This is a genomic window from Streptomyces sp. NPDC001568, assembly GCF_042893755.1.
Lineage (GTDB): Bacteria > Actinomycetota > Actinomycetes > Streptomycetales > Streptomycetaceae > Streptomyces.
Window position 1 is genome coordinate 1 of the sequence record NZ_JBIAVF010000016.1, and the last position, 24,466, is coordinate 24,466.

At 71.8% G+C, this 24,466-nt stretch carries 22 protein-coding genes; 7 read left to right on the forward strand and 15 right to left on the reverse strand.

The window, feature by feature from the left end:
- Nucleotides 1–776: acyl-CoA carboxylase subunit beta (locus ACFY0I_RS27305; protein WP_388900806.1), on the reverse strand; the 776-nt coding region annotated here is incomplete at its 3' end.
- A gap of 296 nt (nt 777–1,072) precedes the next feature.
- Here ACFY0I_RS27305 and ACFY0I_RS27310 point away from each other — a divergent pair.
- A complete protein-coding gene (locus ACFY0I_RS27310; RefSeq protein WP_388900808.1) occupies nt 1,073–1,675 on the forward strand; it encodes a YceI family protein in 603 nt (200 codons plus the stop codon).
- Between the two features lie 65 nt (nt 1,676–1,740).
- Here ACFY0I_RS27310 and ACFY0I_RS27315 read toward each other — a convergent pair whose 3' ends face one another.
- From ACFY0I_RS27315 to ureA, 6 genes are all read right to left on the reverse strand, one after another.
- Complete coding sequence (locus tag ACFY0I_RS27315; protein ID WP_388900809.1) at nt 1,741–3,099, reverse strand: hypothetical protein; 1,359 nt, start codon at nt 3,097–3,099, stop codon at nt 1,741–1,743.
- A 118-nt stretch (nt 3,100–3,217) separates the two neighbouring features.
- Nucleotides 3,218–4,858, reverse strand: a complete 1,641-nt coding sequence (gene cimA / locus ACFY0I_RS27320) for a citramalate synthase (RefSeq protein WP_388900811.1) — start codon at nt 4,856–4,858, stop codon at nt 3,218–3,220.
- A 282-nt stretch (nt 4,859–5,140) separates the two neighbouring features.
- Nucleotides 5,141–5,806, reverse strand: a complete 666-nt coding sequence (locus ACFY0I_RS27325) for a TetR/AcrR family transcriptional regulator (RefSeq protein ID WP_388900813.1) — start codon at nt 5,804–5,806, stop codon at nt 5,141–5,143.
- Nucleotides 5,807–5,836: 30 nt separating this feature from the next.
- A complete protein-coding gene (locus ACFY0I_RS27330; RefSeq protein ID WP_388900815.1) occupies nt 5,837–6,907 on the reverse strand; it encodes an agmatine/peptidylarginine deiminase in 1,071 nt (356 codons plus the stop codon).
- A 28-nt stretch (nt 6,908–6,935) separates the two neighbouring features.
- Nucleotides 6,936–8,669, reverse strand: a complete 1,734-nt coding sequence (locus ACFY0I_RS27335; protein WP_388900817.1) for an urease subunit alpha — start codon at nt 8,667–8,669, stop codon at nt 6,936–6,938.
- A complete protein-coding gene (gene ureA, locus ACFY0I_RS27340; protein ID WP_388900819.1) occupies nt 8,666–9,412 on the reverse strand; it encodes an urease subunit gamma in 747 nt (248 codons plus the stop codon). The genes ACFY0I_RS27335 and ureA overlap by 4 nt, the downstream gene beginning before the upstream one ends.
- 157 nt (nt 9,413–9,569) lie before the next feature.
- Between ureA and ACFY0I_RS27345 the strand changes: the two genes are divergently transcribed.
- Complete coding sequence (locus ACFY0I_RS27345) at nt 9,570–11,021, forward strand: cytosine permease (protein ID WP_388900820.1); 1,452 nt, start codon at nt 9,570–9,572, stop codon at nt 11,019–11,021.
- The gene (locus ACFY0I_RS27350; protein WP_388900821.1) at nt 10,997–11,155 is read left to right on the forward strand and encodes a hypothetical protein; all 159 of its coding nucleotides are present in this window, start codon (nt 10,997–10,999) and stop codon (nt 11,153–11,155) included. The genes ACFY0I_RS27345 and ACFY0I_RS27350 overlap by 25 nt, the downstream gene beginning before the upstream one ends.
- A gap of 99 nt (nt 11,156–11,254) precedes the next feature.
- Here ACFY0I_RS27350 and ACFY0I_RS27355 read toward each other — a convergent pair whose 3' ends face one another.
- The 4 genes from ACFY0I_RS27355 to ACFY0I_RS27370 all read right to left on the reverse strand — a co-directional run bounded on the left by ACFY0I_RS27355 (nt 11,255) and on the right by ACFY0I_RS27370 (nt 15,016).
- Nucleotides 11,255–12,355: a branched-chain amino acid aminotransferase gene (locus ACFY0I_RS27355; protein ID WP_388900823.1), complete on the reverse strand. Its 1,101-nt coding sequence runs from the start codon at nt 12,353–12,355 to the stop codon at nt 11,255–11,257.
- A 230-nt stretch (nt 12,356–12,585) separates the two neighbouring features.
- Nucleotides 12,586–13,626, reverse strand: coding sequence for a 3-isopropylmalate dehydrogenase (locus ACFY0I_RS27360; RefSeq protein WP_388900825.1), 1,041 nt, complete (start codon nt 13,624–13,626; stop codon nt 12,586–12,588).
- A gap of 112 nt (nt 13,627–13,738) precedes the next feature.
- Nucleotides 13,739–13,870, reverse strand: a complete 132-nt coding sequence (locus tag ACFY0I_RS27365) for a hypothetical protein (RefSeq protein WP_362883963.1) — start codon at nt 13,868–13,870, stop codon at nt 13,739–13,741.
- Between the two features lie 261 nt (nt 13,871–14,131).
- On the reverse strand, nt 14,132–15,016 hold the full coding sequence (locus ACFY0I_RS27370) for a LysR family transcriptional regulator (protein ID WP_388900827.1): 885 nt from the start codon (nt 15,014–15,016) through the stop codon (nt 14,132–14,134).
- Nucleotides 15,017–15,117: 101 nt separating this feature from the next.
- Between ACFY0I_RS27370 and ACFY0I_RS27375 the strand changes: the two genes are divergently transcribed.
- Entirely contained in the window at nt 15,118–16,131 is a 1,014-nt protein-coding gene (locus ACFY0I_RS27375) for an NADP-dependent oxidoreductase (RefSeq protein WP_388900829.1), read from the forward strand.
- A 119-nt stretch (nt 16,132–16,250) separates the two neighbouring features.
- Nucleotides 16,251–18,278, forward strand: a complete 2,028-nt coding sequence (locus tag ACFY0I_RS27380) for a phosphocholine-specific phospholipase C (protein WP_388900831.1) — start codon at nt 16,251–16,253, stop codon at nt 18,276–18,278.
- Nucleotides 18,279–18,294: 16 nt separating this feature from the next.
- Here the strand turns inward: ACFY0I_RS27380 and ACFY0I_RS27385 are convergent, their stop codons facing one another.
- Both ACFY0I_RS27385 and ACFY0I_RS27390 read right to left on the reverse strand, forming a co-directional pair.
- Nucleotides 18,295–18,846 carry a GNAT family N-acetyltransferase gene (locus ACFY0I_RS27385; RefSeq protein ID WP_388900832.1) on the reverse strand — a complete coding sequence of 184 codons (552 nt, stop codon included), beginning with the start codon at nt 18,844–18,846 and terminating at the stop codon, nt 18,295–18,297.
- Nucleotides 18,797–19,492, reverse strand: coding sequence for a tyrosine-protein phosphatase (locus ACFY0I_RS27390; protein ID WP_388900834.1), 696 nt, complete (start codon nt 19,490–19,492; stop codon nt 18,797–18,799). Before ACFY0I_RS27390 ends, ACFY0I_RS27385 begins: the two co-directional genes overlap by 50 nt.
- On the opposite strand from ACFY0I_RS27390, the gene ACFY0I_RS27395 reads away from it, so the two are divergent.
- On the forward strand, nt 19,491–20,192 hold the full coding sequence (locus ACFY0I_RS27395; protein WP_385572506.1) for a nitroreductase family protein: 702 nt from the start codon (nt 19,491–19,493) through the stop codon (nt 20,190–20,192). The two genes, ACFY0I_RS27390 and ACFY0I_RS27395, sit on opposite strands and share 2 nt — an antisense overlap.
- A gap of 97 nt (nt 20,193–20,289) precedes the next feature.
- On the opposite strand, the gene pruA is transcribed toward ACFY0I_RS27395, so the two are convergent.
- Together pruA and ACFY0I_RS27405 are read right to left on the reverse strand one after the other, a co-directional pair.
- A complete protein-coding gene (pruA, locus tag ACFY0I_RS27400) occupies nt 20,290–21,921 on the reverse strand; it encodes an L-glutamate gamma-semialdehyde dehydrogenase (protein ID WP_388900836.1) in 1,632 nt (543 codons plus the stop codon).
- 51 nt (nt 21,922–21,972) lie between these two features.
- Nucleotides 21,973–22,899, reverse strand: coding sequence for a proline dehydrogenase family protein (locus ACFY0I_RS27405; protein ID WP_388900838.1), 927 nt, complete (start codon nt 22,897–22,899; stop codon nt 21,973–21,975).
- A 199-nt stretch (nt 22,900–23,098) separates the two neighbouring features.
- Between ACFY0I_RS27405 and ACFY0I_RS27410 the strand changes: the two genes are divergently transcribed.
- A complete protein-coding gene (locus tag ACFY0I_RS27410) occupies nt 23,099–24,355 on the forward strand; it encodes a PucR family transcriptional regulator (RefSeq protein WP_388900840.1) in 1,257 nt (418 codons plus the stop codon).
- The last annotated feature ends 111 nt before the right edge of the window (nt 24,356–24,466 follow it).

The window sequence follows — 24,466 nt, forward strand, 5'->3', positions numbered from 1 at the left end:
GGCAGCATCGTGATGAGGTAGCGGACCTCGGAGATGCAGGTCTCCTCGTCGTCGTACGCGAAGTGCGCGACGCCCGAGGTCTCGGCGTGCACGTCCGCGCCGCCGAGCCCGTTCTGGGTGATCTCCTCACCCGTCACCGCGCGGACCACGTCCGGACCGGTGATGAACATCTGCGAGGTCTCACGGACCATGAACACGAAGTCCGTCAGCGCCGGCGAGTAGGCGGCGCCGCCCGCGCACGGACCGAGCATCACGCTGATCTGCGGGATGACACCCGAGGCCCGCGTGTTGCGCTGGAAGATGCCCCCGTACCCGGCCAGCGCCGAAACGCCCTCCTGGATGCGGGCGCCCGCGCCGTCGTTGAGGGACACCAGCGGGGCACCGGCCGCGATGGCCATGTCCATGATCTTGTGGATCTTCGTCGCGTGGGCCTCGCCCAACGCACCACCGAAGATCCGGAAATCGTGCGCGTAGACGAAGACCGTACGACCCTCGACCGTCCCCCACCCGGTGATCACACCGTCCGTGTAGGGCTTCTTCGCCTCCAGGCCGAAACCGGTCGCCCGGTGCCGACGCAGCTGCTCGACCTCCTTGAAGGACCCCTCGTCGAGCAGGAGCGCGATGCGCTCCCGGGCCGTCAGCTTGCCCTTGGCGTGCTGCGCCTCCGTCGCCCGATCGCTCGGCCCGCGCCGCGCCTCCTCACGGAGGGAGTGCAGCTCGGCCACGCGTCCACGGGCGTCGGTCGGCTCGCTCGAAGTCTGGTCCACAACGGTCATGTACCGACCTTACGAAGTCCGACGGCGAAAACCCTCCGTTGGTTCCGCACAGTCTCGGACCCGATCCGCTGTCCGGCCCGGACAGAACCGGCGAAGGATGCATGGACTCCCCCAGTCGGGACCTTGGCCCTTTGTGGAGGTTCGACAAACCGGCGGGACCCACCTCCATAGAAGTTGAAATTTGAACGGAATGGGTCTAGCGTCTCTCTTGTTGAAAGTTCAACGAGTTCGGAAGTCGCCGAACCGTCGGACGCACCGCCGGACACGCCGGCAGCAACTCTTCCGAGGAGGAAGTCATGGGTCTCTTCACCCGCCGCACCGCCCCCACCGCCGTCGCCACGCTCGAAGTGGACCCGGCGCTCGCCGCACTGACCGGCGACTACGTGATCGACGCCGCGCACAGCAGCATCGGCTTCACCGTCCGGCACGCGATGGTCACCAACGTCCGCGGCGCTTTCGCCGAGCACGAGGGCACCCTCCACCTCGACGGCAGTGACCCGTCCCGCTCCACCGCGGTCATCGACGTGAAGATCGCCTCGATCGGCACCGGCATCGCCGACCGTGACACGCACCTGCGCAGCGGTGACTTCTTCGACGCCGAGGCCTTCCCCGTGATGAGCTTCCACTCCACCTCGGCCGAGACCCTCGGCGGGGACACCTACCGGATCACCGGCGAGCTGACGATCAAGGACGTCACCCGCCCGCTCTCCATCGACCTGGAGTTCACCGGCTCGGCCACGGACGTCTACGGCAACGAGCGCGTCGGCTTCGAGGGCGCCGCCGAGATCCTGCGCTCCGACTGGGGTCTGACCTGGAACGCCGCGCTGGAGGCGGGCGGCGTCATGGTCAGCGACAAGGTGAAGCTGACCTTCGACATCTCGGCGATCAAGCAGGCCTGATCACCCGCGCGCGACGCCGGCCCGGGGCGGCCACCCGGCCGCCCGAGCCGACCGCGCGAGCGGTGCTACCAGCCGCCCCCGCCGTCGAACCCGCCGCCCCCGTCGAACCCGCCTCCGCCACCGAAGTCCCCGCCGCCGAAGTCGGACGGGTTGAAGTCGGCCCCGGAGACGTCCCCGCCCTCGAAGCCGCTCCCCGCGCCACCGAAGTCCGAGGCGTAGGCGGGGCTGGACATCATCGATCCGAGCATCGTGCCCATCAGCAGGCCGGGCAGGATTCCCCCGCCGAAGTACCCGCCGGCCCAGGGACCGTACGCCGGGCCGGCGTCGTAGTACGGACGCGGTCCGCGCTCGGTGTCGACCGTACGGACCGCGGGGTCCAGGCCCTCGCGCAGCCGTACGGCGTCCGCCGCGCAGACCGGAACGGTGCGGGCGGCCCCGGCGGGCGGCGCCCAGGCGGCGTCCTCGGCGCTCGGACCGTGGCGCGGGTCGAAGAAGCAGGGCGAGCGGCGCTCGGGCACGGGCTTGCCCTGACGGCGCGCGTCGAGGGACGCCAGGGCGTAGCGGCCGTCCTCCAGGGCCTCGGTCACGCCCCGCACCTCTTCCGGGCGCCGCACGGAAGCCATGATCTGCTTGGCCTTCTCGTACGAGTCGAGTCCCTGTTCGTAGTCGCGCCGCATGGCGTCGTCGGCTCCCGGTTCGCCGGGGTGGAAGTCCAGGCGCTCCAGCTCCTCGCCGAAGGCCGTGATGTCCTCGTCGACGACCACGGCGAGCCGGTCGATCGCCTCGCGCCGCGCCTCTTCCTTCTTCTTGCGGTTCCGCTTCACCAGCAGGTACGCGCCGCCGCCGCCCGCGACGGCGACCGCGCCGAGCGCGATGAGCCCGCCGACCGGCGCTCCGTCGGAGGCGCCGGTCGTGCCCCAGGACGCCGGGGCGGAGCCCTTGGCCTGGCTCAGGGCCTGGTCGACGAAGCCGTCGAGCTGGGTGGCCGCGTCCACCGGGGTGCCGGTCTTCACGGCCGCGGTGAGGTTCTGCACCGCGTTCCTCGACATGACGGCCGGGTCGGCACCCGCCTTGAAGCCGTCGCCGAGGCGGATCGCGTACAGGCCGGTGACGCCGGTCTCGGCGCGGACCGCGGGGAGCACCCTGTCCTGCGGGAACTCCGCGGTGGCCGGCAGCACGGCGACGAACACCGGCTTGCCGGAGTCCTTGATCTTCTCGGCCAGCGCGTCGGCCTGCGCCGCGGACAGCTGGTCCCGGGCGCCGGGGTCCACGTACACCGGGCCCTTCTTGAGGGCCTCCCCCACCGCGGCGACCCCGGTGGCGGCCGATGCCTGCGGGGCGGCCACGAGCGCGGTCGTCGACAGGGCCAGCAGCAGACCGGCCAGCAGCGGTCCGAAACGTGCGGATATCAGTCTGGTCCTCATGCGTACGACGCTACCTGAACTGGTCGTTTCCCGTGTTAACGGGACATAAGGCCACCCGGTCCGGGCGCCGACGCTCCGGACCCGCGCCCCGCCCCGGGCCGCGGAACCCGAACCCGACCTACTCCGCCGGCTCCACGCCCGCGTGGAGGAGCCCGAAGGTGTAGGCGTCCTCCAGTGCCTGCCAGGACGCGGCGATCACGTTCGGGGCGACGCCCACGGTCGACCACTCGCGGACCCCGTCCGTCGTGGCGATCAGCACGCGGGTCGTGGACTCCGTGCCGTGCGTGCCCTCCAGGATGCGGACCTTGTAGTCGACCAGCTCGAACTTGGCCAGCTGCGGGTAGAACCGCTCCAGCGCCACTCGCAGCGCCCGGTCCAGGGCGTTGACCGGGCCGTTGCCCTCGGCCGTCGCGACGATCCGCTCGCCCTTGGCCCACAGCTTGACCGTGGCCTCGTTGGCGTGGGTGCCGTCCGGGCGGTCCTCCACGATCGCGCGCCAGGACTCGATGCGGAAGTACTTGCGGGCCCGGCCCTCGACCTCGGCCCGCAGCAACAGCTCGAAGGAGGCGTCGGCGGCCTCGTACGTGTAGCCCTGGAGCTCGCGCTCCTTGACCCGCTCGACGACCCGGGCGATCAGCGCGCGGTCGCCGCCCAGGTCGACGCCGAGCTCCTTGCCCTTGAGCTCGATCGACGCGCGGCCGGCCATGTCGGAGACGAGCATCCGCATGGTGTTGCCGACCCGCTCGGGGTCGATGTGCTGGTACAGGTCGGGGTCGACCTTGATGGCCGAGGCGTGCAGGCCGGCCTTGTGCGCGAAGGCGGAGACGCCGACGTACGGCTGGTGCGTGGACGGCGTGAGGTTGACGACCTCGGCGATGGCGTGCGAGATCCGGGTCATCTCGGCGAGGGCGCCCTCGGGCAGGACGGTCCGGCCGTACTTGATCTCCAGCGCGGCCACGACGGGGAACAGGTTGGCGTTGCCGACGCGCTCGCCGTAGCCGTTCGCGGTGCACTGGACGTGGGTGGCGCCCGCGTCGACGGCGGCGAGGGTGTTGGCGACGGCGCAGCCGGTGTCGTCCTGGGCGTGGATGCCGAGCCGGGCGCCGGTGTCGGCGGCGACGGTCGCCACCGTCGCGGAGATCTGCGCGGGCAGCATGCCGCCGTTGGTGTCGCAGAGGATGACGACGTCGGCGCCGGCCTCGTACGCGGCGCGCACGACGGATTTGGCGTACTCGGGGTTCGCGCGGTAGCCGTCGAAGAAGTGCTCGCAGTCGACGAAGACGCGGCGGCCCTGCTCCACGAGGTGGGAGACGGTGTCGCGGACCATCTCCAGGTTCTCGTCGAGGGTGGTGCGCAGCGCGAGTTCGACGTGCCGGTCGTGGGACTTGGCGACCAGGGTGATCACCGGTGCGCCGGATTCCAGGAGGGCGCGGACCTGCGGGTCCGCGGCGGCGGAGCCGCCGGCGCGACGGGTGGCGCCGAAGGCGACCAGCTTGGCGTGCTTGAAGTCGATCTCGGCGGCGGCGCGGGCGAAGAACTCCGTGTCGCGGGGGTTGGCGCCGGGCCAGCCGCCCTCGATGAAGCCGACGCCGAAGTCGTCGAGGTGCCGGGCGATGGTCAGCTTGTCCGCGACCGTGAGGTTGATGCCCTCACGCTGGGCGCCGTCGCGCAGCGTGGTGTCGAAGACGTGGAAGCTGTCGTCGGGCCCGGTGCGCGGCTCCGTCGGCTCGGTCGACTCCGTCGCCTCTGTCGTCGTCATGCTGATCTGGCTCCTGTCGGATGAGTGGTTCCGGAGACCCGGGATCCACTGCCCCCATCATCGCGCGCCGCCCGGTCCCGGCATGATTTCGGGCCGGGAAACGAAAAGACCCCTCGCGGGTGCGAGAGGTCTGCGCGCGGGTCCGAGGCACGGTGGCCGCTGCCGCGAAGGTCTTCCACGGTTCAGCGGTCACAGAGGACCGGCGCGCTGCTGTCCATAATCATGAGCTGAGCAGGCACGTCCGCAGTGTGCCACACGACTCGCCGTACATGGACGGCGATCTCACGATGCGGGCAGCCCCGCACGGGGTGGGGTCCCCGGGTCGGCCGGGGAGGGGGCGGTGAGGGTCTCGGTGAGGAACTCCCGTACGTGTTCCAGGATGTCGCCCCGGCCTATGCCGGGCAGGCCGACGGCGACCTGGATGCTGAAGCCGTCGAGGAGGGCGCGGATCCGGGCGGCGTACCGGTCGGGGTCCACCGGGCGGAGCTCCCCGCGCGAGACGCCTTCCGCGAGGAGGGCGACCAGGTCGCGGTGCCAGGCGCCCTCGATGGCGGCCTGCCGGTCGCGTTCCTGGGGGCCGGCGTTCTGGGAACGGTTCCAGACCTCCAGCCACAGGGTCCAGTGCGGGTCCCGGGGGCCGTCGGGGACGTAGAGGTCGACGTACGCCTGGAGGCGGACGCGGACCGGGTCGCGGCGGGAGAGCAGGGCCCGCCGCTCGGTGCCGAGGGCGGCCTCGCTCCACTCCAGGGTCTGCAACAGGAGCTCGTCCTTGCTGCGGAAGTAGTAGAGGAGGTGGCCGCTGCTCATGCCGACCTGGCGGCCCAGACCGGCCATGGTCAGGCCCTCCAGGCCGCGCTCGGCGATCGTGGCCATGGCGGCGACGAGTACGTCTTCGCGCGGGGGCGCGTTCTTGCGCGCCGCCCGTACCGGTACTCCACCCGCCACCATGGGCCACTCCTTCATGAGGTCCGCCGTAGGTCAGACCTTCGGCTGCTGCTGGGTGATGCAGTGGATACCGCCACCCCCGGCGAAAATCGTACGTGCGTCAACCAGCGTCACGGTCCGCCCGGGGAACAGACCGCGGAAGATCTCGGCGGCCTCCTCGTCGCGCGGGTCGTCGAAGGCGCACAGCACGACCCCGCCGTTGCAGAGGTAGTGGTTGATGTACGAGTAGTCGACCCACTCGCCGTCCTCCTCCAGCACGGTCGGCGCCGGGATCTCCACGACTTCCAGCAGCCGGCCCTGCGCGTCGGTGGCGGCGCGCAGCAGAGCGGCGATGGTCTTGCAGCGCTCGTGGTCCGGGTGGGCCGGGTCGGGCTGCGTGTGGACCATGACGACGCCGGGGCGGGCGAAGGCGGCGACGATGTCGACGTGGCCCTGGGTGCCGTAGGTGCCGTAGTCGCCGGCGAGGCCGTAGGGCAGCCAGATCGCCTTGGTGGTGCCGAGGTGGGCGTGGATCTCGGCCTCGACCTGGGCGCGGGTCCAGTCGGGGTTGCGGCCCCGGCCGAGCTGCACGGTGTCGGTGAGGAGCACGGTGCCCTCGCCGTCGACGTGGATGGCGCCGCCCTCGTTGACGAGGCGGGTGCTGTACGTGCGGGTGCCGATGAGGTCGGACACGTGCCGGGCGACCTTGGAGTCGTGGTCCCAGCGGGCCCATTCCTGGGCGCCCCAGCCGTTGAAGGTCCAGTCGACGGCGGCCAGTTCGCCCGCGTCGTTGGTGACGAAGGTGGGGCCGATGTCGCGCATCCAGGCGTCGTCGAGCTCGCGCTCGACCAGTTGGACGTCGTCACCGACGAGCGCGCGGGCGCTCTCGGCGTCGCCCGGGGAGACCACGAGGGTCACCGGCTCGTACGCGCGGACCGCGCGGGCGACGGCGCCCCAGGCCTCGCGGGCCTCGGCGAGCTCCTGCTCGTTGGTGAAGGTGGGGTTGGGGCTGGGCCAGGCCATCCAGGTGCGCTCGTGCGGGGTCCACTCGGCGGGCATCCGGAATCCGGCGTCGACGGGCTTGGACGGCTGGGCCGGCTGCGTCGGCTGCGTCGGCTGGGTCATGGCGGGGATCCTCACAGGCTGGCTGGGCTTACAAGAAGTACAGGCGGTTCAGGGAGACCGATTCGGCCGCTTCGGAGCGCAGCGGTTCCCCGTCGAGGGAGACGAGTCCGCTGCGCGCGTCCACATCGACCGCGCCCACCCGGGAGTTGCGGAGCATGTCCTTCGGTCCGATGCCGCGGGTGCCGCGGACGGCGACGCGGCGCCGTCGGGTGGGCATCTCGTCGGAGCCGAGCGCGGCGGCCGCGGCGGAGACGAAGGCGACGGAGATGTCGGCGGCGGTGGCTCCGTAGGAGCCGAACTGCGGTCCGAGGACCAGCGGTTCGCAGGTGTCGGTGGCGGCGTTGGGATCGCCGGTGACGCCGTAGGCGGGGAAGCCGGACTTGAGGACGAGTTGCGGCTTGGCGCCGAAGAACTGGGGGCGCCACAGCACGATGTCGGCGAGTTTGCCGATCTCGATGGAGCCGATCTCGTGGGCCAGGCCGTGGGCGATGGCCGGGTTGATGGTCAGCTTGGCCATGTAGCGCAGCACGCGGGCGTTGTCGTCGCCCTCGCCGTCGCCGGCCAGCGGGCCCAGCTCGCCCTTCATCTTCGCGGCCATCGCGAAGGTCCGTCGGATCGTCTCCCCCGCCCGCCCCATGCCCTGCGCGTCCGAGGAGGTGATCCCGATCGCCCCGAGGTCGTGCAGCACGTCCTCGGCGCCCATCGTCCCGGCGCGGATCCGGTCACGGGCCATCGCGGCGTCGCCCGGCAGGTCGGGCTTGAGGTCGTGGACGGAGACGATCATGCCGTAGTGCTCGGCGACGGCGTCCCGACCGAAGGGCAGGGTCGGATTGGTGGAGGAGCCGATGACGTTCGGCACGCCCGCCATCTTCAGCACGTTCGGCACGTGCCCCCCTCCGCACCCCTCGATGTGGAAGGCGTGGATGGTCCGCCCCTCCAACACCCGCAGGGTGTCCTCCACCGACAGGCACTCGTTGAGGCCGTCCGAGTGCAGGGCCACCTGCACGTCGTGCTCCTCCGCCACGCGCAGCGCGGTGTCCAGCGCACGGGTGTGGGCCCCCATGTCCTCGTGGACCTTGAAGCCGCTCGCACCGCCCTCGGCGAGGGCCTCGACCAGGGGGGCGGCGTCCGAGGAGGAGCCGCGGGCGAGGAAGCCGATGTTGACGGGCCATGCGTCGAAGGCGTTGAAGGCGTGCCGCAGCGCCCACGGCGAGTTGACGCCCACACCCCAGACCGGGCCGAACTCCTGGCCGATGATCGTGGTGACGCCCGCGGCGAGCGAGGCTTCCATGATCCGCGGGGAGAGCAGGTGGACGTGGGTGTCGACGGCTCCGGCGGTGGCGATCATGCCCTCGCCGGACACGATCGAGGTGCCGGTGCCGACGACGACGTCCACCCCGTCGAGGGTGTCGGGGTTGCCGGCCCGACCGATCGCGTGGATGCGCCCCTCGCGGATGCCGATGGACACCTTGCGGATGCCGAGCACCGCGTCGATGACCAGCACGTTGCTGATCACCACGTCACAGGTCTCGCGGACCGCCGCCGCCTTCAGGTGCAGGCCGTCGCGCGCGGTCTTGCCGAAGCCGGCCAGGAACTCGTCGCCGGGCTTCTGCGCGTCGTGCTCGACGCGCACCGTGAGGCCGGAGTCGCCGAGGCGGACCCGGTCGCCGGCGCGGGGGCCGAAGACCGAGGCGTACTCGTGCGGGTCGATGTGCCGACCGCCGGGGGCGCAGTGGTCGCTGTGCGGGGTCTTCTTGCTCACGCCGGATCTCCGTCCACGTCGTCCGCGCCATCGGGGAATTCGGCGCCGTCCGTACGGTCGGCGGCGACGCCGAGGTAGCCGCAGGCCGCCGCGCGGCGCAGGGCCTCCTCCTTGGCACCGGGCGCGTCCAGCGGCCCGTCGACCAGGCCCGCGAAGCCGATGGCGATCCGCTCGCCGCCGATCGGGACCAGCCCGACCTCGGCCTCGCCGTGCGGGTCGAACCGTACGGAGGAGCCCGCCGGCACGCACAGGCGCATGCCGTAGGCGGCGGCGCGGTCGAAGTCGAGGCGCGGGTTCGACTCGAAGAAGTGGAAGTGCGAGGTGACGCTCACCGGCACGGACGCGGTGTTGCGCACGTGCAGGTGCAGCTGCGGCTGCGGCTGCGGGGCTCCGGGACCGGGTACGACCGCGCCGGGAGCGGCGTCGCCGAGGGAGCGGGCGCCCCGGATCGGCGCGGAGACCACCGCGAGGCGGGAGCCGTCGTCGAAGACGGCCTCCACGTGCACCTCGGTGACCACGTCGGACACGCCGGGCAGCACGTCCTCGGCGCCCAGCACGTCACGGGCCTCCTCGATGGCCTCGGCCAACCGCTTTCCGTCCCGGGCCGCCTCGCAGACGGTGTCCGCGATCAGCGCGGTGGCCTCCGGGACGTTGAGCCTCAGGCCGCGGGCCCGCCGGGCCCTGGCCAGTTCCGCGGCGCCGCGCAGCAGTAGCCGGTCGCGCTCCGTAGGGGTCAGCCGCACGCCGATCCACCACCTCTTGAGTCGATGGGTTAGAGCATCACTCTAACTCTTCAGTTCCTTGCAGGGAACCATTGACCGGAGGGCAACGCCTGGGCCACATTGAGTGTCGCTCAAATGCCAGCGCAACCACCCCCCGCCCTGCCAAGGGAGTCCCCCCATGCCCATCGAACAGCGCGGAGTCGACACCGTCCCCGAGGAGGAACGGACGAGCGGTCCCCGCGACCTCGTCTCGATCCTGCTCGGTTCCAATCTCTGCCTCGGTGTGATCGTCTTCGGCTGGCTGCCCCCGTCCTTCGGGCTGGGGCTGTGGCCCTCGGTCACCGCGGTGGTGACCGGCACCCTCGTCGGCATCGCCTTCACCGCCCCGCTCGCGCTGGTCTCCCTGCGCACCGCGACCAACCTGTCCACCTCCAGCGGCGCCCAGTTCGGCGTGCGCGGTCGGCTGGTCGGCTCGGTGGTGGGGCTGCTGCTCTCGCTCGGCTACACCGCGCTGACCCTGTGGATCGGCGGTGACGTGATGGTCGGTGCCCTGTCCCGGCTCACCGGACTGCCCGACACGGGCTTCTCCCGGGCCGCGATGTACGGCGCACTCGCCGCCTGTACCGTCGTCGGGGCCGTGTTCGGCTACCGGCTGCTGCTGCGCATGAGCAAGATCCTGTCGGTCGGCATGGTGATCCTGCTGGCCGTCGGCGTCTTCGCGTACGCCCCCGACTTCACCACCGCCGCGCCGCCGGAGACCTCGTACCTGCTGGGCTCCTTCTGGCCGACCTGGCTGCTCGCCACCGTCGCCGCCGGGCTCAGCGGGCCGGTCGCCTTCATCACGCTGCTCGGCGACTACACCCGCTACATCTCCCCGCGCCGGCACAGCCCCCGCAAGGTGCTGTGGGCCACGGTCGTCGGCCTGCTCTTCGGCCTGCTGATCCCGCAGCTCTTCGGCACCTGGACCGCGCTCGCCGCCCGCGCCGGAGCGGACTACGCCGGGCCGCTCGTGGCCGCCTCGCCGTTCTGGTACCTGGTTCCGCTGCTGGTGGTGGCCGCCGCCGGCTCGATCGGCAACGCGGGCCTGATGCTCTACTCCATGGGCCTGGACCTCGACGCCATCGTCCCGAGGGCCACCCGCACCACGGCCACCCTGGTCGCCGCGGCCGTCGCCACCGCCTTCGTGTTCATCGGCTCCTTCGGCTGGAACGCCCAGGCCGCGATGACCTCGTTCGTCCTCGTGCTCACCGCGATCGGCACCCCATGGGCCGTGATCACGCTGATCGGGTACGTGCGCTGCCGCGGCCGGTACGACGAGAAATCGCTCCAGGTGTTCAACCAGCGCGCCCGCGGCGGCGTCTACTGGTACAGCGGGGGGTGGAACCCGCGTGCGACGGTGTCCTGGGCACTCGGAGCGGCAACCGGCCTCGCGGCCGTCACCACACCGTTCTACGAGGGCCCCCTGCTGGCCCTCACGGGCGGCGTGGACTGCAGCTTCGTCCTCTCGGGGCTCGTCGGCGGACTCGTCTACGCCGCGCTGACCCCGCGGTCGGCGGACGCGCCCGCCGTGGTCGCGCAGGAGCAAGGAAAGAACGCGGAACAGACATGGACGAGCTCGCAGGCCCTGTGATCATCCGGACCCTCAAGGGGATCGGCGCGGCGGTGTACCTCTTCGGTGACGCCGTCGTCGCGCTGCTGCCGGACGGCGCGGCCCGCTCCGACGCGCGCCGCGCACGGCGGGCCGCGCGACGCCGGAGCCGCTGACGGCGACCGTTCGAGCCGCGGCGGCGCGACGACGGAAGGCCCCCGACCGGTCCGGTCGGGGGCCTTCCGTGCGAGCGGGCGACGACCGCGCCCGTACGACTAACCGAGCGGGTGCATCCAGCCGTGCGCGTCGGCGGCGCGGCCGGTCTGCAGGTCGAGGAGCGCCTTGCGGAGCTCCATCGTGACCTCGCCGGGCTCGCCGTTGCCCTGGGTCCAGTTGGCGCGCTCGGACTTGACCGAGCCGACCGGGGTGATCACGGCGGCGGTGCCGCAGGCGAACACCTCGGTCAGGGTGCCGTTCTCGTTGTCGCGCTTCCAGTCCTCGGTGGTGATCCGGCCCTCCTCGGCGGTGTAGCCGAGGTCGCGGGCGATGGTGAGGAGGGAGTTGCGGGTGATGCCCGGAAGGAGCGAGCCGGTGAGTTCCGGAGTGACGATCCTGCGGGTGCCGTCCTTCTCGGCGTACACGAAGTACAGGTTCATGCCGCCCATCTCCTCGATCCAGCGGTGCTCGACCGCGTCGAGCCAGACGACCTGGTCGCAGCCGTGCGAGGCGGCCTGGGCCTGGGCGACGAGGGAGGCCGCGTAATTGCCGCCGGTCTTCGCGGCGCCGGTGCCGCCCTTGACCGCACGGACGTACTCCTCGGAGAGCCAGACGGAGACCGGCTTCACGCCGCCGGGGAAGTAGGCACCCGCGGGAGAGGCGATGACCATGAAGAGGAACTCGTTCGCGGGGCGGACGCCCAGGCCGACCTCGGAGGCGAACATGAAGGGCCGCAGGTAGAGGGAGGCCTCACCGGAGTCCGGGACCCAGGCGCGGTCCTGCGCGATGAGGGCGTCGCACGCGGCGATGAACAGCTCGGACGGCAGCTCCGGCATGGCCATCCGGCGGGCGGAGGCCTGGAAGCGCTCGGCGTTGGCCTCCGGGCGGAAGGTGGCCACGGTGCCGTCGGGCTGCTTGTACGCCTTGAGGCCCTCGAAGATCGTCTGCGCGTAGTGCAGGGTCATGTTCGCCGGGTCCATCGACAGCGGCGCGTACGGGACCAGCTCGGCGTCGTGCCAGCCGCGTCCTTCGGTCCACTTGATCGTCACCATGTGATCGGTGAAGTGGCGGCCGAAACCGGGGCTGGCCAGGATCGCTTCCCGCTCCGTGTCGGACAGAGGGTTCGAGGAGGGCTTCAGCTCGATCGTGGGCGTCGTCATGAGTGCTTGTCCTTCACCGGTTGGGTAGGGCGGACCGCGCTCACGGCGTACTAGGACGTCCGAGCTTCCCCGTATTCCGCGGCCTCGCGTTCGATTATCGCCCGCGGCCAGGCTTCGGTGAAACGGGGTATGAGCGGCCCAGGGGAGATGGTGGCACCCGGGGCCGCACAGGAAAAGCCGCCGGGTGCGTTGGTCGCGACCCGGCGGCTTCCTGGGATGGAGCTGCCGGGTCAGCCGGCTACGCGCGCGGCGAGTGCGTCGCCGATGGCGTCGGTGGAGCGGAAGGTGCCGTCGCGCTCGGCGAGGTCGGCGGAGACGGCGTCCTCGATGCGGACGGCCTGGGCCTCATAACCGAGGTGGCGCAGCAGGAGGGCGACCGAGAGGATCGTCGCGGTCGGGTCCGCCTTGCCGGTGCCGGCGATGTCCGGGGCCGAGCCGTGGACGGGCTCGAACATGGACGGGAAGGCGCCGGTCGGGTTGATGTTCCCGGAGGCGGCCAGGCCGATGCCGCCGGTCACGGCCGCGGCCAGGTCGGTGAGGATGTCACCGAAGAGGTTGTCCGTGACGATGACGTCGAAGCGCTCGGGCTGGGTGACGAAGAAGATCGTCGCCGCGTCGACGTGCAGGTAGTCGGTGGTGACCTCGGGGTACTCCTGGCCGACCTTGTCGAAGATGTTCTTCCACAGGTGGCCCGCGTACACGAGGACGTTGTTCTTGTGGACCAGCGTCAGCTTCTTGCGGGGGCGGGCGTTGGCCCGCTCGTAGGCGTCGCGGACGACGCGCTCGACGCCGTAGGCGGTGTTGACGCTGACCTCGGTGGCCACCTCGGCCGGGGTACCGGTGCGCAGCGAGCCGCCGTTTCCGGTGTACGGGCCTTCGGTGCCCTCGCGGACCACGACGAAGTCGATCTCCGGGCGGCCGGCGAGCGGGGTGGCCGTGTTGGGGAACAGCTTCGACGGGCGCAGGTTGATGAAGTGGTCGAAGGCGAAGCGGAGCTTCAGCAGCAGACCGCGTTCCAGCACGCCCGACGGGACCGACGGGTCACCGATGGCGCCCAGAAGGATCGCGTCGTGGTGTCGCAGGGCTTCGAGCTCCGCTTCCGGGAGGGTCTCACCGGTGCGGTGCCAGCGCCGGGCGCCGAGGTCGTATTCCTTGGTCTCCAGCTTCACATCCTGGGGCAGGGCCGCGGTAAGGACCTTGAGGCCCTGAGCCACGACTTCCTGGCCGATGCCATCACCGGGGATCACTGCGAGATTGATGCTGGTCGACATGACGGAACCGTACTCCGCGTCTTAGCCCTCAGACATCTCGCGTCCACGATGTGGACCCGTGTGGACGCGAGACGTCAGCCGGCCGGGGGTGTGCGTGGGAGGAAGGAGCAGCTCAGTGGCCGGTCGAGCCGCCGTTGTCACGGCGGTCCAGGGCGCGCTGGAGGGCTGCGGCGGCGTTCTTGCGGTCCGCGTCGGCCGGGGAGGAGTGGCGGACGCGACGGACTGCGGCGGTGGTGGGGGTCATGGTGATCGACTCCTTGAGATCACGGCGTGGCGGGGCCACGGATGAGGGGTTCCTTCAAGGCGCCGGAAGAGGCGGGGAGCGGTGCGCCGCAGGGATTGCCTGCCAGGGGGCGCGCGCTCTCGACCGCCATTCGCTGGATCAGCGAGACGTTCGGCTCCTACAAAGCTAGGGCAGGTCCGGCTGTATGTCTCCGCAATTACTCGGACTTCCTAGTATCTGAGACGCCGAACCCGCGGAATGACCCCGTCGGGACTTCCGATTTCAGCCCTTCTCAGCCCTGAGTTCCCTGATCAGAGCCCTGACGGCGAGGGTTGACGCCGATTCCGGTGTGGTGACGTATCCCACCTGCCTCACCGGCCCCCGGGGGCCCAATGCGGTGATCTCCACCGCGTCCGTGGCCTCCCTCAACGAGAGTTCCGGCAGGATCGCCATGCCCAGGCCCCGGCCGACCATGGTGAGCACCATGGCGTCGTCCTGCGCCTTCACCGTCGCCGACGGGATCCAGTCCTGGGCCCGCCACCAGTCGCGGGTCCAGGAGCCGCAGTTCTCGTCCCAGTCCAGCAGCGGCAACGCCCTGGGGTCCGGGTGTCCGGCCGGGTGGACGAGCGCGTACGCCTCGTGCGCGAGCACCCCGGTCAGCAGGCCGGGCGGCACGGAGGACCCCGGGCCCAGCGTCGCGATGCCCAGGTCGGCGCGGCCGGCGGCCACCTCCCCCGCGGTTCCGGCGCCGAGTTCGCGCACCACCCGCACCTCGGGCCGGATGCCGGGGTGCCGGGCCGTCAGCCGTTCCAGCGCGGGCGGCAGCAGGTGCAGGGCCGCGCTGCGGAACGCGGCGACCCGCAGGACCCCCGCCGGCTCGTCCCGGCCGGGCCCGGCGCGGCCGGCGGCGCGCGCCTCCTCGCCGAGGACCTCGTACAGCCGCAGGATGCGCCGTCCGAGGGCGACGACCCGCTCCCCCGCCGGGGTGGGCGAGGCGCCGGCGCGGCCGCGCTCGAAGAGGACCGCGCCGACCTTGCCCTCGCTGCCGCGCACGGAGTGCGAGACGGCGGACTGGCCGATCCCGAGCCGGGCGGCCGCGGCGGTGAAGCCGCCCGTCTCGGCGACGGCGACCAGGATCCGCAGTTCCTGCGGGAGTAGCTCGGCCACGGGGGCTCTCACCTCGTTCTATGAGCGATGTTCATGGTGGATCGACTGCCATGAGCGCAACCCCCTGCCCGGCCCGGGGATTCCTTCGTAGCGTCGGCGCCATGACCACGAAGACCGCTCTCGCCGTCCACCAGACCGCCCGTCCCACCGGCTTCCCCGCCACGACCGACTTCACGTACGCCGCGCATCCGATCCCGGAGCCGAGCGCCGGCACCGCCCTGGTGGAGAACCTCCTCCTCTCCGTGGACCCGTACCACCGGGGGCTGATGGACGGCGGCGAGGGCGGCTTCGCGTTGGGCGTCCCGTTGGAGGGGCGCTCCGTGGGCCGGGTCATTGCCTCCCGGGATCCGGGACTCGCCGAGGGCGACCTCGTCTTCCACCGCGCGGGCTGGCGCACCCACGCCCTGGTCACCCGCGGCCACGACGGCGCCCGCAGGCTCCCGGACCACGCGGGTGTCCCGTTGGAGGCGTACTTGTCGATCCTGGGCGGCACCGGCCTGACCGCGTACGCCGCCCTCACCCGGACGGCGGCCCTGCGCGAGGGCGAGGACCTCTACGTGTCCGCCGCCGCCGGTGGGGTCGGCACGGCCACCGGGCACATCGCCCGCCTGCTCGGCGCCCGCCGCGTCATCGGCAGCGCCGGCTCGGCGGCGAAGGTGCGCCGGCTCACGCAGCAGCTCGGCTTCGACGCCGCCTTCGACCACCACGACGGCCCCGTCGCCGAGCAGCTGGCGAAGGCCGCGCCGGACGGGATCGACGTGTACGTGGACAACGTCGGCGGGGAGCACCTGGAGGGTGCGATCGCGTCGCTGCGCGAGTTCGGGCGGATCGCCTGGGTCGGCGCGATCTCGATGTACAACGGCGACCGGGCGCCCGCCGCGCCCCGCAACCTCTTCGAGGTCGTGCACAAGTCCCTTCGCATGGAAGGGGTATTGGTACGCCACCACACCAATCTCCAGGAGGAGCTGGAGGATCTGCTGGTCCCCCACCTCCGTAGTGGTCGGGTGGGCACGGACACCACCGTTTTCGAGGGGTTTGACCGCACTGTGGAGGCCTTCCTCGGAATGCTCCACGGGCAGAACACGGGCAAGATGCTGGTGCGGGTCGCCGACTGACGCCGACCCTCCGGATGTTCACCGATTTCTTACCGCACGGTTGTAGACCTTTGCAGCGGCTGCCGCCACTCTTGCCGTCGATGTGCCGCAGGGGCACCCGAGTTGGAGGCGAGCAGCCAGTGACACCGATCAGCCGCAGAGGGTTCGTGGGAATCGGAGCGGGGCTCGCGGCGGGGGCGACCCTGCCCTCCGTCGGGGCGGCGTCCGCGGCGGCGGCCGCCGCGACGGGCACGATCACCGACGTGAAGCACGTGGTGATCCTGATGCAGGAGAACCGCAGCTTCGACCACTACTTCGGCCGGCTCAAGGGCGTGCGCGGCTTCGCCGACCGCGCCGCCGGCAACATCCCGGGCGGCTGGGGCACCTTCAACCAGCCCAACTGGGGCGGCCGTCAGTACCCGTGGAAGCTGTCCGCCACCCCGCCGGCGGGCGGCGCGGACAGCGAGACGCTGGCCCAGTGCACCGGCGACCTGCCCCACAGCTGGACCTCGCAGCACGCCGCCTGGAACAGGGGCCGGATGGACAACTGGGTCACCGGCGTCGGCCAGACCCGCACCCTGGGCTACCTGGACCGGGGCGACATACCGTTCCACTACGGGCTCGCCGACCACTACACGATCTGCGACGCCTACTTCTGTTCGGCCCTGAGCGCCACCGGCCCCAACCGCACCTTCCTGTGGAGCGGCGCGATCGACGCCACCAGCAAGGACGGCGGCGAGGAGCGGGGCCTGACCTGGGAGACGTACGCGGAGGCCCTCCAGCGGGCCGGGATGAGCTGGAAGGTGTACCAGAACGCCCAGGACAACTACGGGGACAACGGGCTGGCCTACTTCAAGAAGTTCACGGACGCGGCGCCCGGCAACCCGCTGCACGACCGGGGCATGGCCTCCGTCCCGCGCGTCACGGGCTCCACCCCGGACGACATCGCCGCCGCCATCCGCGCGGACGTCGTCGCGGGCACCCTGCCGCAGGTCTCCTGGGTCGTGGCGAACGAGGCCTTCTCGGAGCACCCGTACGCCCCGCCCGGGGACGGCGCGCACTTCGTGGACCTGGTGTACCGGGCGCTGGCCGCGAACCCGGAGGTCTTCGACTCCACCGTCCTGTTCCTCAACTACGACGAGAACGACGGGTTCTTCGACCACGTCCCGCCGCCGGTCGCCCCGCCCGGCACGCCCGGCGAGTACCTCGACGGCCTGCCGATCGGGCTCGGCTTCCGCGTTCCGATGCTCGTGATCTCCCCGTGGACGCGCGGCGGCTGGGTGAGCTCCGAGGTCTTCGACCACACCTCCGTCCTGCGGTTCATGGAGACCTGGACGGCGGCCCTCGGCACCCCGGCCGCCTGTCCGAACATCAGCGCCTGGCGGCGCCGGGTGACCGGTGACCTGACCGGTGTCTTCGACTTCGCCCGCCCGATCCACGGAGTACCCGCCGGTCTCCCCTCGACCGCCAAGGTCATCGGGCAGTCGACCTGCGCCCCGCTCCCCAACCCGACGCCGCAGGACAACGCCCTGCCCACGCAGGAGCCCGGCACGCGTCCGGCGCGCGCCCTGCCGTACCAGGTCAACGGGAACCTGGACCGGCTGGAGTTCGGGGCCGCCGGTCAGATCACGGCCCACTTCTCGATGGCCAACCAGGGCGGGCAGGCCAAGCGGCCCGCGCACTTCTCGATCCACCCCCACCAGCACCGGGACACGGCGGCCTGGCAGTACACGGTCGACGCGGGGGCGGTCACCTCCGACTACTTCCACATCGGGCTCGGGCACGGCTCCGGAAAGTACGACATCTCGATGTACGGTCCGAACCGCTTCCTGCGCCGCTTCATCGGCGACGCCTCCAAGCCCGGCAAGGCGGTGGAGGTCGCGGCCCGCTACGCCGTCGAGCCGGGCACCGGCAAGACGGCGGTGTACTTCAGGATGACCAACGCGTCGGCCGTCCCGGTCACGTTCACCGTCCGGGCGAACGCCTACCGCACGGACGGGCCGTGGACGTACACCGTGCCGGCGAACTCCTCCCGCGAGGACTTCTTCAACGCGGTCGCCTACAGCAAGGGCTGGTACGACTTCACGATCCTCGCCGACAACGACGGCACCTGGTCCCGGCGCTACACCGGCCACATCGAGACGGGCACGCCCAGCGTCTCGGGGTAGTCACCGCACGCGGGGGCTACAGGACGTCCCCGTCGCGCCAGTCGAAGTCGAGCCGCCCGGCCGGGTCCGGCGGGGTCGCGCCCGGCGGCGTCCACAGGTACGTGGAGCCCTCCTCCTCGGGGAGCCGTTCGGGGCCGGTCGGACCGAGGACCCCGATCGTGCCGGGGTACGGGCGCCAGCCGCGGCCCTCGTACAGGGCCGCTCCGGCTTCGGACGCCGAGAGGGCGCCCAGCACGTACGCCCCGCCGATCACCCGCTCCAGCTCGGCCATGACCTGCCCGGCGAGGCCGCGCCGGCGCCGGTCGGCCCGTACGGCCACCGCCTCCACGTAACCGGTGCGCAGGGCCCGGCCGCCGTGCAGGACCCGCCGCTGAACGACGCTGCCGTGCGCGACGAGGGCGCCGCCGGGGCCGTCTTCGCGCAGCAGTACGTGCATCCCGCCGAGGGCGTGCTCGAAGTCCTCGTCGGCGAAGTCCCCGTCGAAGGCGGCGTCCAGCAGGGCCCGGACCTCCCGCGGTTCACCGGGGCCGAGTCCGGCGGTGTGGGTCAGCGTCAGGGTCACGGTCACTGCTCGTCCTCCAGCGGTCGGCCGGCGGCTCCGGGAGCGCCGCGGGTCCCGCCGGGGACGCTACCAGCGCCGCGCGGGGCCGGTCCGCGACGAGCCGGCCGCGCGGCCGGGCCGGTTCGGCCCCGCTCGGCCCGGCCGCCGCCGGGCGGGCCTCGGGGTCCGGCCACCGGGCGGGGCATCGGCCACGGCGCGGGCGACGGTCGCGACCCGGTCGGGGAAGCGTGCCAGGAAAGGCCGGAAATACGCGGGGGTGCCGAATTCCGGAGTGCCCCACCACACGTCCCGCAAGTCCCGGTGCTCGATGCCGTCGAGGGGGATCCGCAGGGTGGTCGCACCGGCCGACCGCGGGGATTGGTCCACTCCCCCGCCCATCGTCGTTCCGCAGGTCGATGACGGTCCGCACCCCGTGTGCGGCGAGCGCGGTCCAGTCGCGGGAGGTCAGCCCGTCGAGGCTGCCGGCGCGCACGAGGCGCCCCGGCCCCGGGCCTCCCACCCCGCCCAGGTCGCGGGCCTGGTGGCAGCCCTCCCGGTCCACGAATCGACCGACGTTCGCCACGGTCATAGCCCCCCTGTCCGTACACAACGGACATGAGGTGACGACGTGACACTGGCCTCCGGCGGTTGCGCGGACCGAAGATCTGGTCATGTCGCCAGAAACGCAGCAGTGGACGCCCACCCACGGCCGGCCCTACCGGCCCGTCGCCTACCGGCCGGCGCGCATGCCGAGCCGGGAATCGCTCGCGCGGGCCGCGGAACTGAGGGAACGGATGGACGAGCGGCGAACCGTACGCCAGTTCTCCTCCGATCCGGTCCCCGAGCAGGTCGTCCGCGACGCCGTCGCCTGCGCGGCCACCGCCCCTTCCGGAGCCCACCAGCAGCCGTGGACGTTCGTCCTCGTCAAGGACCCGGACATCCGCCGGCAGATCCGCGCCGCCGCCGAGCAGGAGGAACAGATCTCCTACGACGGCAGGTTGGGCGACGAGTGGCTCGCCGCCCTGCGTCCGATCGGCACGGACGCCGTGAAGACCCACCTGACGGACGCGCCCGCGCTGATCGTGGTGTTCCAGCAGCGCTACTGGCTCGGCCCGGACGGCGCGAAGCGCAAGCACTACTACGTGGACGAGTCGGTCGGCATCGCGGTCGGCATGCTGCTGTCCGCCCTGCACCTGAGCGGGCTGTCCGCGCTGATCCACACCCCGAGCCCGATGCGCTTCCTCGGACACGTGCTGAACCGGCCCGAGAACGAGAAGGCGTTCGCGGTCATTCCGGTGGGCTACCCCGCCGACGACTGCGAGGTCCCGGACCTGGTGCGCAAGTCCCTGGACCAGGTCATGGTCGAGGTCTGAGCGGTGCCGGTGCCGGTACCGGCCGGGCAACTGGAACCGCCCCCGCTCCGGACTTGGGGGTACCGGAGCGGGGGCGGGGTTCAGCGAGGGGCGGTGATCAGCCCATGTGGGGGTAGCCGTACTCGGTCGGCGGGACCAGGGTCTCCTTGATGGAGCGCGTCGAGGTCCAGCGCAGCAGGTTCGAGGCCGCGCCCGCCTTGTCGTTCGTACCCGAGGCACGGCCGCCGCCGAAGGGCTGCTGGCCGACGACGGCGCCGGTCGACTTGTCGTTGATGTAGAAGTTGCCCGCCGCGAAGCGGAGCTTCTCCATCGTGTCGGCGGCCGCGTAGCGGTCCTGCGCGATGACGGCGCCGGTCAGGGCGTACGCCGAGACGGACTCCATCTGGGCCAGCATCTCGTCGTACTTGTCGTCCTCGTAGACCAGGACCGCGAGGATCGGGCCGAAGTACTCGGTCGTGAAGACCTCGTTCTCCGGGTCCGTGCACTCGATGACGGTCGGGCGGACGAAGTAGCCCTCCGAGTCGTCGTAGGTGCCGCCGGCGACGATGGTGCAGGTCGGGTCGGCCTTCGCGCGGTCGATCGCGGCCTTGTTCTTCGCGAAGGAGCGCTCGTCGATGACCGCGCCGATGAAGTTGTCCAGGTCGCGGACGTCACCCATGGTGATGCCGTCGACCTCGGCCGCGAAGCGCTCCTTGAAGCCGTCGTTCCAGATGGAGGCCGGCACGTAGGCGCGCGAGGAGGCCGAGCACTTCTGGCCCTGGAACTCGAAGGAGCCGCGGGTCAGGGCGGTCTTCAGGATGCCGTGGTCGGCGGAGGGGTGCGCGACGACGAAGTCCTTGCCGCCGGTCTCGCCGACCAGACGCGGGTAGGACTTGTACTTCTCGATGTTGTTGCCGACCGTCTTCCACAGGTACTGGAAGGTCTTGGTCGAACCGGTGAAGTGGATGCCGGCCAGCTCGGGGTGGTTCAGGGCCACCTCGGAGACGGCGATGCCGTCGCCGGTCACCAGGTTGATGACGCCCTTGGGCAGACCGGCGGCCTCCAGGACCTCCATGAGCAGGACCGCGGAGTGCGTCTGCGTCGGGGACGGCTTCCAGACGACCACGTTGCCCATCAGGGCCGGGGCGGTCGGCAGGTTGCCGGCGATGGCCGTGAAGTTGAACGGCGTGATCGCGTAGACGAAGCCCTCCAGCGGGCGGTGGTCGCTGCGGTTCCACACGCCCGCGGAGTTCGCGGCGGGCTGCTCGGCGAGGATCTGCCGGGCGAAGTGGACGTTGAAGCGCCAGAAGTCGACGAGCTCGCAGGGAGTGTCGATCTCCGCCTGCTGGACGGTCTTGGACTGGCCCAGCATGGTGGACGCGGCCAGCTTCTCCCGCCACGGGCCGGCCAGCAGCTCGGCGGCGCGCAGGATGATCGCGGCACGGTCGTCGAAGTCCATCGCGCGCCAGGCGGGAGCGGCGGCCAGGGCCGCGTCGACGGCCTCCTGGGCGTCGGCCCCGGTGGCGTTGGCGTAGGTGCCGATGACGGACTTGTGGTCGTGCGGCTGGACCACGTCGAAGCGCTCGCCGCCACCCATCCGCTTGACGCCGCCGATGGTCATCGGGAGGTCGATCGGGTTCTCGGACAGCTGCTTGAGCTGGATTTCGAGACGCGCGCGCTCGGCGCTGCCGGGGGCGTACGAGTGAACCGGCTCGTTGACGGGCGCGGGGACCTGGGTCACAGCATCCATGGGGCGGGAACTCCTTGAGCTAGGGGGACGGGCCTTGAGCTAGTGGGGTGCCTAGTTCTTGGTGATCATCGAGCGGAGGAAGAACAGCAGGTTGGCCGGCTTCTCCGCGAGGCGGCGCATGAAGTATCCGTACCAGTCCGTGCCGTAGGCCGTGTAGACGCGCATCCGGTGGCCTTCGGCGGCCAGCCGCAGGTGCTCCTCGCTGCGGATGCCGTAGAGCATCTGGAACTCGTACTCGTCCAGCTTGCGCCCCGCCTGCCGGGCCAGCTCCTGGGCGATGGCGATCAGGCGCGGGTCGTGGGACCCGATCATCGGGTAGCCCTCGCCCTCCATCAGGATCTTCATGATCCGGACGTAGGCCTTGTCGATCTCGGCCTTGTCGAGGTACGCGACCTCGGCGGGCTCCTTGTAGGCGCCCTTCACGATCCGGACGCGGCTGCCGGCGGCGGCCAGCCGGTGGGCGTCGGCCTCGGTGCGGAACAGGTAGGCCTGGATCACGCAGCCGGTCTGCGGGAAGTCCCGGCGCAGCTCCTCGTGGATGGCGAACATCGAGTCGAGGGTGGTGTGGTCCTCGGCGTCCAGGGTGACGGTGGTGCCGATGGCCGCTGCGGCTTCGACGACCGGGCGGACGTTGGCGAGGGCCAGCTCGTGACCGCCCTCCAGCGCCTGGCCGAACATCGACAGCTTGACCGACATCTCGACCGTCTCGCCCAGGCCCAGCTCGGCCAGCCGCTCGATGAGCAGGAGGTAGGCGTCACGGGCGGCGTGGGACTGCTCCACCGCGGTGATGTCCTCACCGACGACGTCGAGCGTGACCTCCAGGCCCTTCCGCGTGAGTTCCTCGACGATCGGGATGACCTGGTCGACCGTCTCACCGGGGATGAACCGGTTCACCACGGGCTTGGTCACCGGGGCGGCAGAGACGATTCGGCGCATCTTGTCGCTGCGCGAAGCGGCGAGGATCGCGGGACCCAGCACGGGGCACCTCCAACGGGTGGCAGAAGCAGACATACGGTCCGTCGCCGGATGGGCTGCGGCCGTAAGGAAAACGCAAGTGAAACCACCGTGAAACCTAAGGATCCCCACGATCCTCGGCCATCGACAGCTGTCACGCATCCGTGGCCCGGATCTCATACATCTGTCTGAAGGGCCGGTCGTGGGGTGGGAGAATGTCCGGGTGAAGGACGAGTACCAGGACCTGGTGGACGAGATCTCCGCGCTCCTCGGCGCCCCCGCGACGCTGGAGAACCGGGACTTCCGCCTGATCGCCTTCGGCGCGCACGACAGCGACAGCGACGGCGGCGAGCTCGTCCTGGACCCCGTGCGCACCCGCTCGATCCTGACCCGGCAGTCGACCTCCGCCGTCCGGTCCTGGTTCGAGGGCTTCGGCATCGCCCGCGCGACGGGCCCCGTACGGATTCCGGCGGCCCCGGACGCGGGTGTCTTCCGGGGGCGCATCTGCCTGCCGGTGCGCTACCGGGGCATCGTGCAGGGGTACGTGTGGCTGCTCGACCAGGAGGGCCCGGACGCCGCGGCCGCCGGACCGGGCCCGCAGGCGCTGGCGGCGGCCATGGAGGTGGCCCAGCGGATCGGGGTCCTGCTCGCGCAGGAGGCCAAGGCGGGCGCCGACCTGTCGCGGGAGTTCCTGGCGGTGCTCACCGCGGGGCGCGGCTGGCAGCAGGACATGGCGGTGGCCGCGCTGCGGCTCGCCCTCGGGACGGCCGGGGAGGGCCCGCACACGGTGGTGTGCGTGGCGCCGTGGGCCGGGGAGATCCCCCAGTCGGTCCCCGGCGCGGCGGCGGTGTGCGTGGTCCCGGCGCAGGACGGCGAAGCCGGCGGACGGCTCGCGGCGCTGGTCCGCATGCGCGGTACGGACGCCCTGGCCCCGGCCCTGACCGCCCTGGGGCGACTCCTGCCCCGCGCGGCGGAGCCGCAGGGCGCGGGGGCCGGTGGCCCGCGGGCCGCGCAGCCGACCCCGGGGCAGCCGCCCGCCGGGGCGCCGGCAGCGGGGGCACCGGGTATGAACGCGGGGGTGTCCGATCCCGTCCGGGCCCTCGGGGAGCTGCCGGCCGCCTGGGAGCAGGCCGGCGCGGCGGCGCGGGCCGCCGCGGCGCAGCCGCGGTTCGGCCCGGTGGCCCAGTGGTCGCGGATCGGCCCGTACCGGATGCTCGCGGCGCTCTCCCCCGGCCCGGCGGACGACCCGGCAGCCCGGACCCTGCTGAGCCCGGCCCACCGCGAACTGGCCCGCACGGCCGAGGTGTTCCTCGACTGCGCCGGGCAGGCGGGCCGCGCCGCGGCGGTCCTCGGGGTGCACCGGCAGACGCTGTACTACCGCCTGGGCAAGGTCGAGCAGCTGACCGGCCTCGACCTCGACGAGGGCGAGGACCGCCTGCTGCTCCACATGGCCCTCAAGGCCTCCCGCCTCCACCGGTGAACCCGCCCCGGTGGCGCGGGCGCGGAATCCCGGGGAGCCCTTAGGGGGCGTCCCCCATTCCGCTGCGGACCGTGCTCGCCTACCGTCACCCGCAGCGTCGGCCTCCGGCCG

Coding starts and splice junctions, on each gene's coding strand:
- ACFY0I_RS27310 (WP_388900808.1), top strand. CDS start 1,073: ATGGGTCTCTTCACCCGCCGCACCGCCCCCACCGCCGTCGCCACGCTC.
- ACFY0I_RS27315 (WP_388900809.1), bottom strand. CDS start 3,099: ATGAGGACCAGACTGATATCCGCACGTTTCGGACCGCTGCTGGCCGGT.
- cimA (WP_388900811.1), bottom strand. CDS start 4,858: ATGACGACGACAGAGGCGACGGAGTCGACCGAGCCGACGGAGCCGCGC.
- ACFY0I_RS27325 (WP_388900813.1), bottom strand. CDS start 5,806: ATGGTGGCGGGTGGAGTACCGGTACGGGCGGCGCGCAAGAACGCGCCC.
- ACFY0I_RS27330 (WP_388900815.1), bottom strand. CDS start 6,907: ATGACCCAGCCGACGCAGCCGACGCAGCCGGCCCAGCCGTCCAAGCCC.
- ACFY0I_RS27345 (WP_388900820.1), top strand. CDS start 9,570: ATGCCCATCGAACAGCGCGGAGTCGACACCGTCCCCGAGGAGGAACGG.
- ACFY0I_RS27350 (WP_388900821.1), top strand. CDS start 10,997: ATGGACGAGCTCGCAGGCCCTGTGATCATCCGGACCCTCAAGGGGATC.
- ACFY0I_RS27355 (WP_388900823.1), bottom strand. CDS start 12,355: ATGACGACGCCCACGATCGAGCTGAAGCCCTCCTCGAACCCTCTGTCC.
- ACFY0I_RS27360 (WP_388900825.1), bottom strand. CDS start 13,626: ATGTCGACCAGCATCAATCTCGCAGTGATCCCCGGTGATGGCATCGGC.
- ACFY0I_RS27365 (WP_362883963.1), bottom strand. CDS start 13,870: ATGACCCCCACCACCGCCGCAGTCCGTCGCGTCCGCCACTCCTCCCCG.
- ACFY0I_RS27375 (WP_388900829.1), top strand. CDS start 15,118: ATGACCACGAAGACCGCTCTCGCCGTCCACCAGACCGCCCGTCCCACC.
- ACFY0I_RS27395 (WP_385572506.1), top strand. CDS start 19,491: ATGTCGCCAGAAACGCAGCAGTGGACGCCCACCCACGGCCGGCCCTAC.
- ACFY0I_RS27390 (WP_388900834.1), bottom strand. CDS start 19,492: ATGACCAGATCTTCGGTCCGCGCAACCGCCGGAGGCCAGTGTCACGTC.
- pruA (WP_388900836.1), bottom strand. CDS start 21,921: ATGGATGCTGTGACCCAGGTCCCCGCGCCCGTCAACGAGCCGGTTCAC.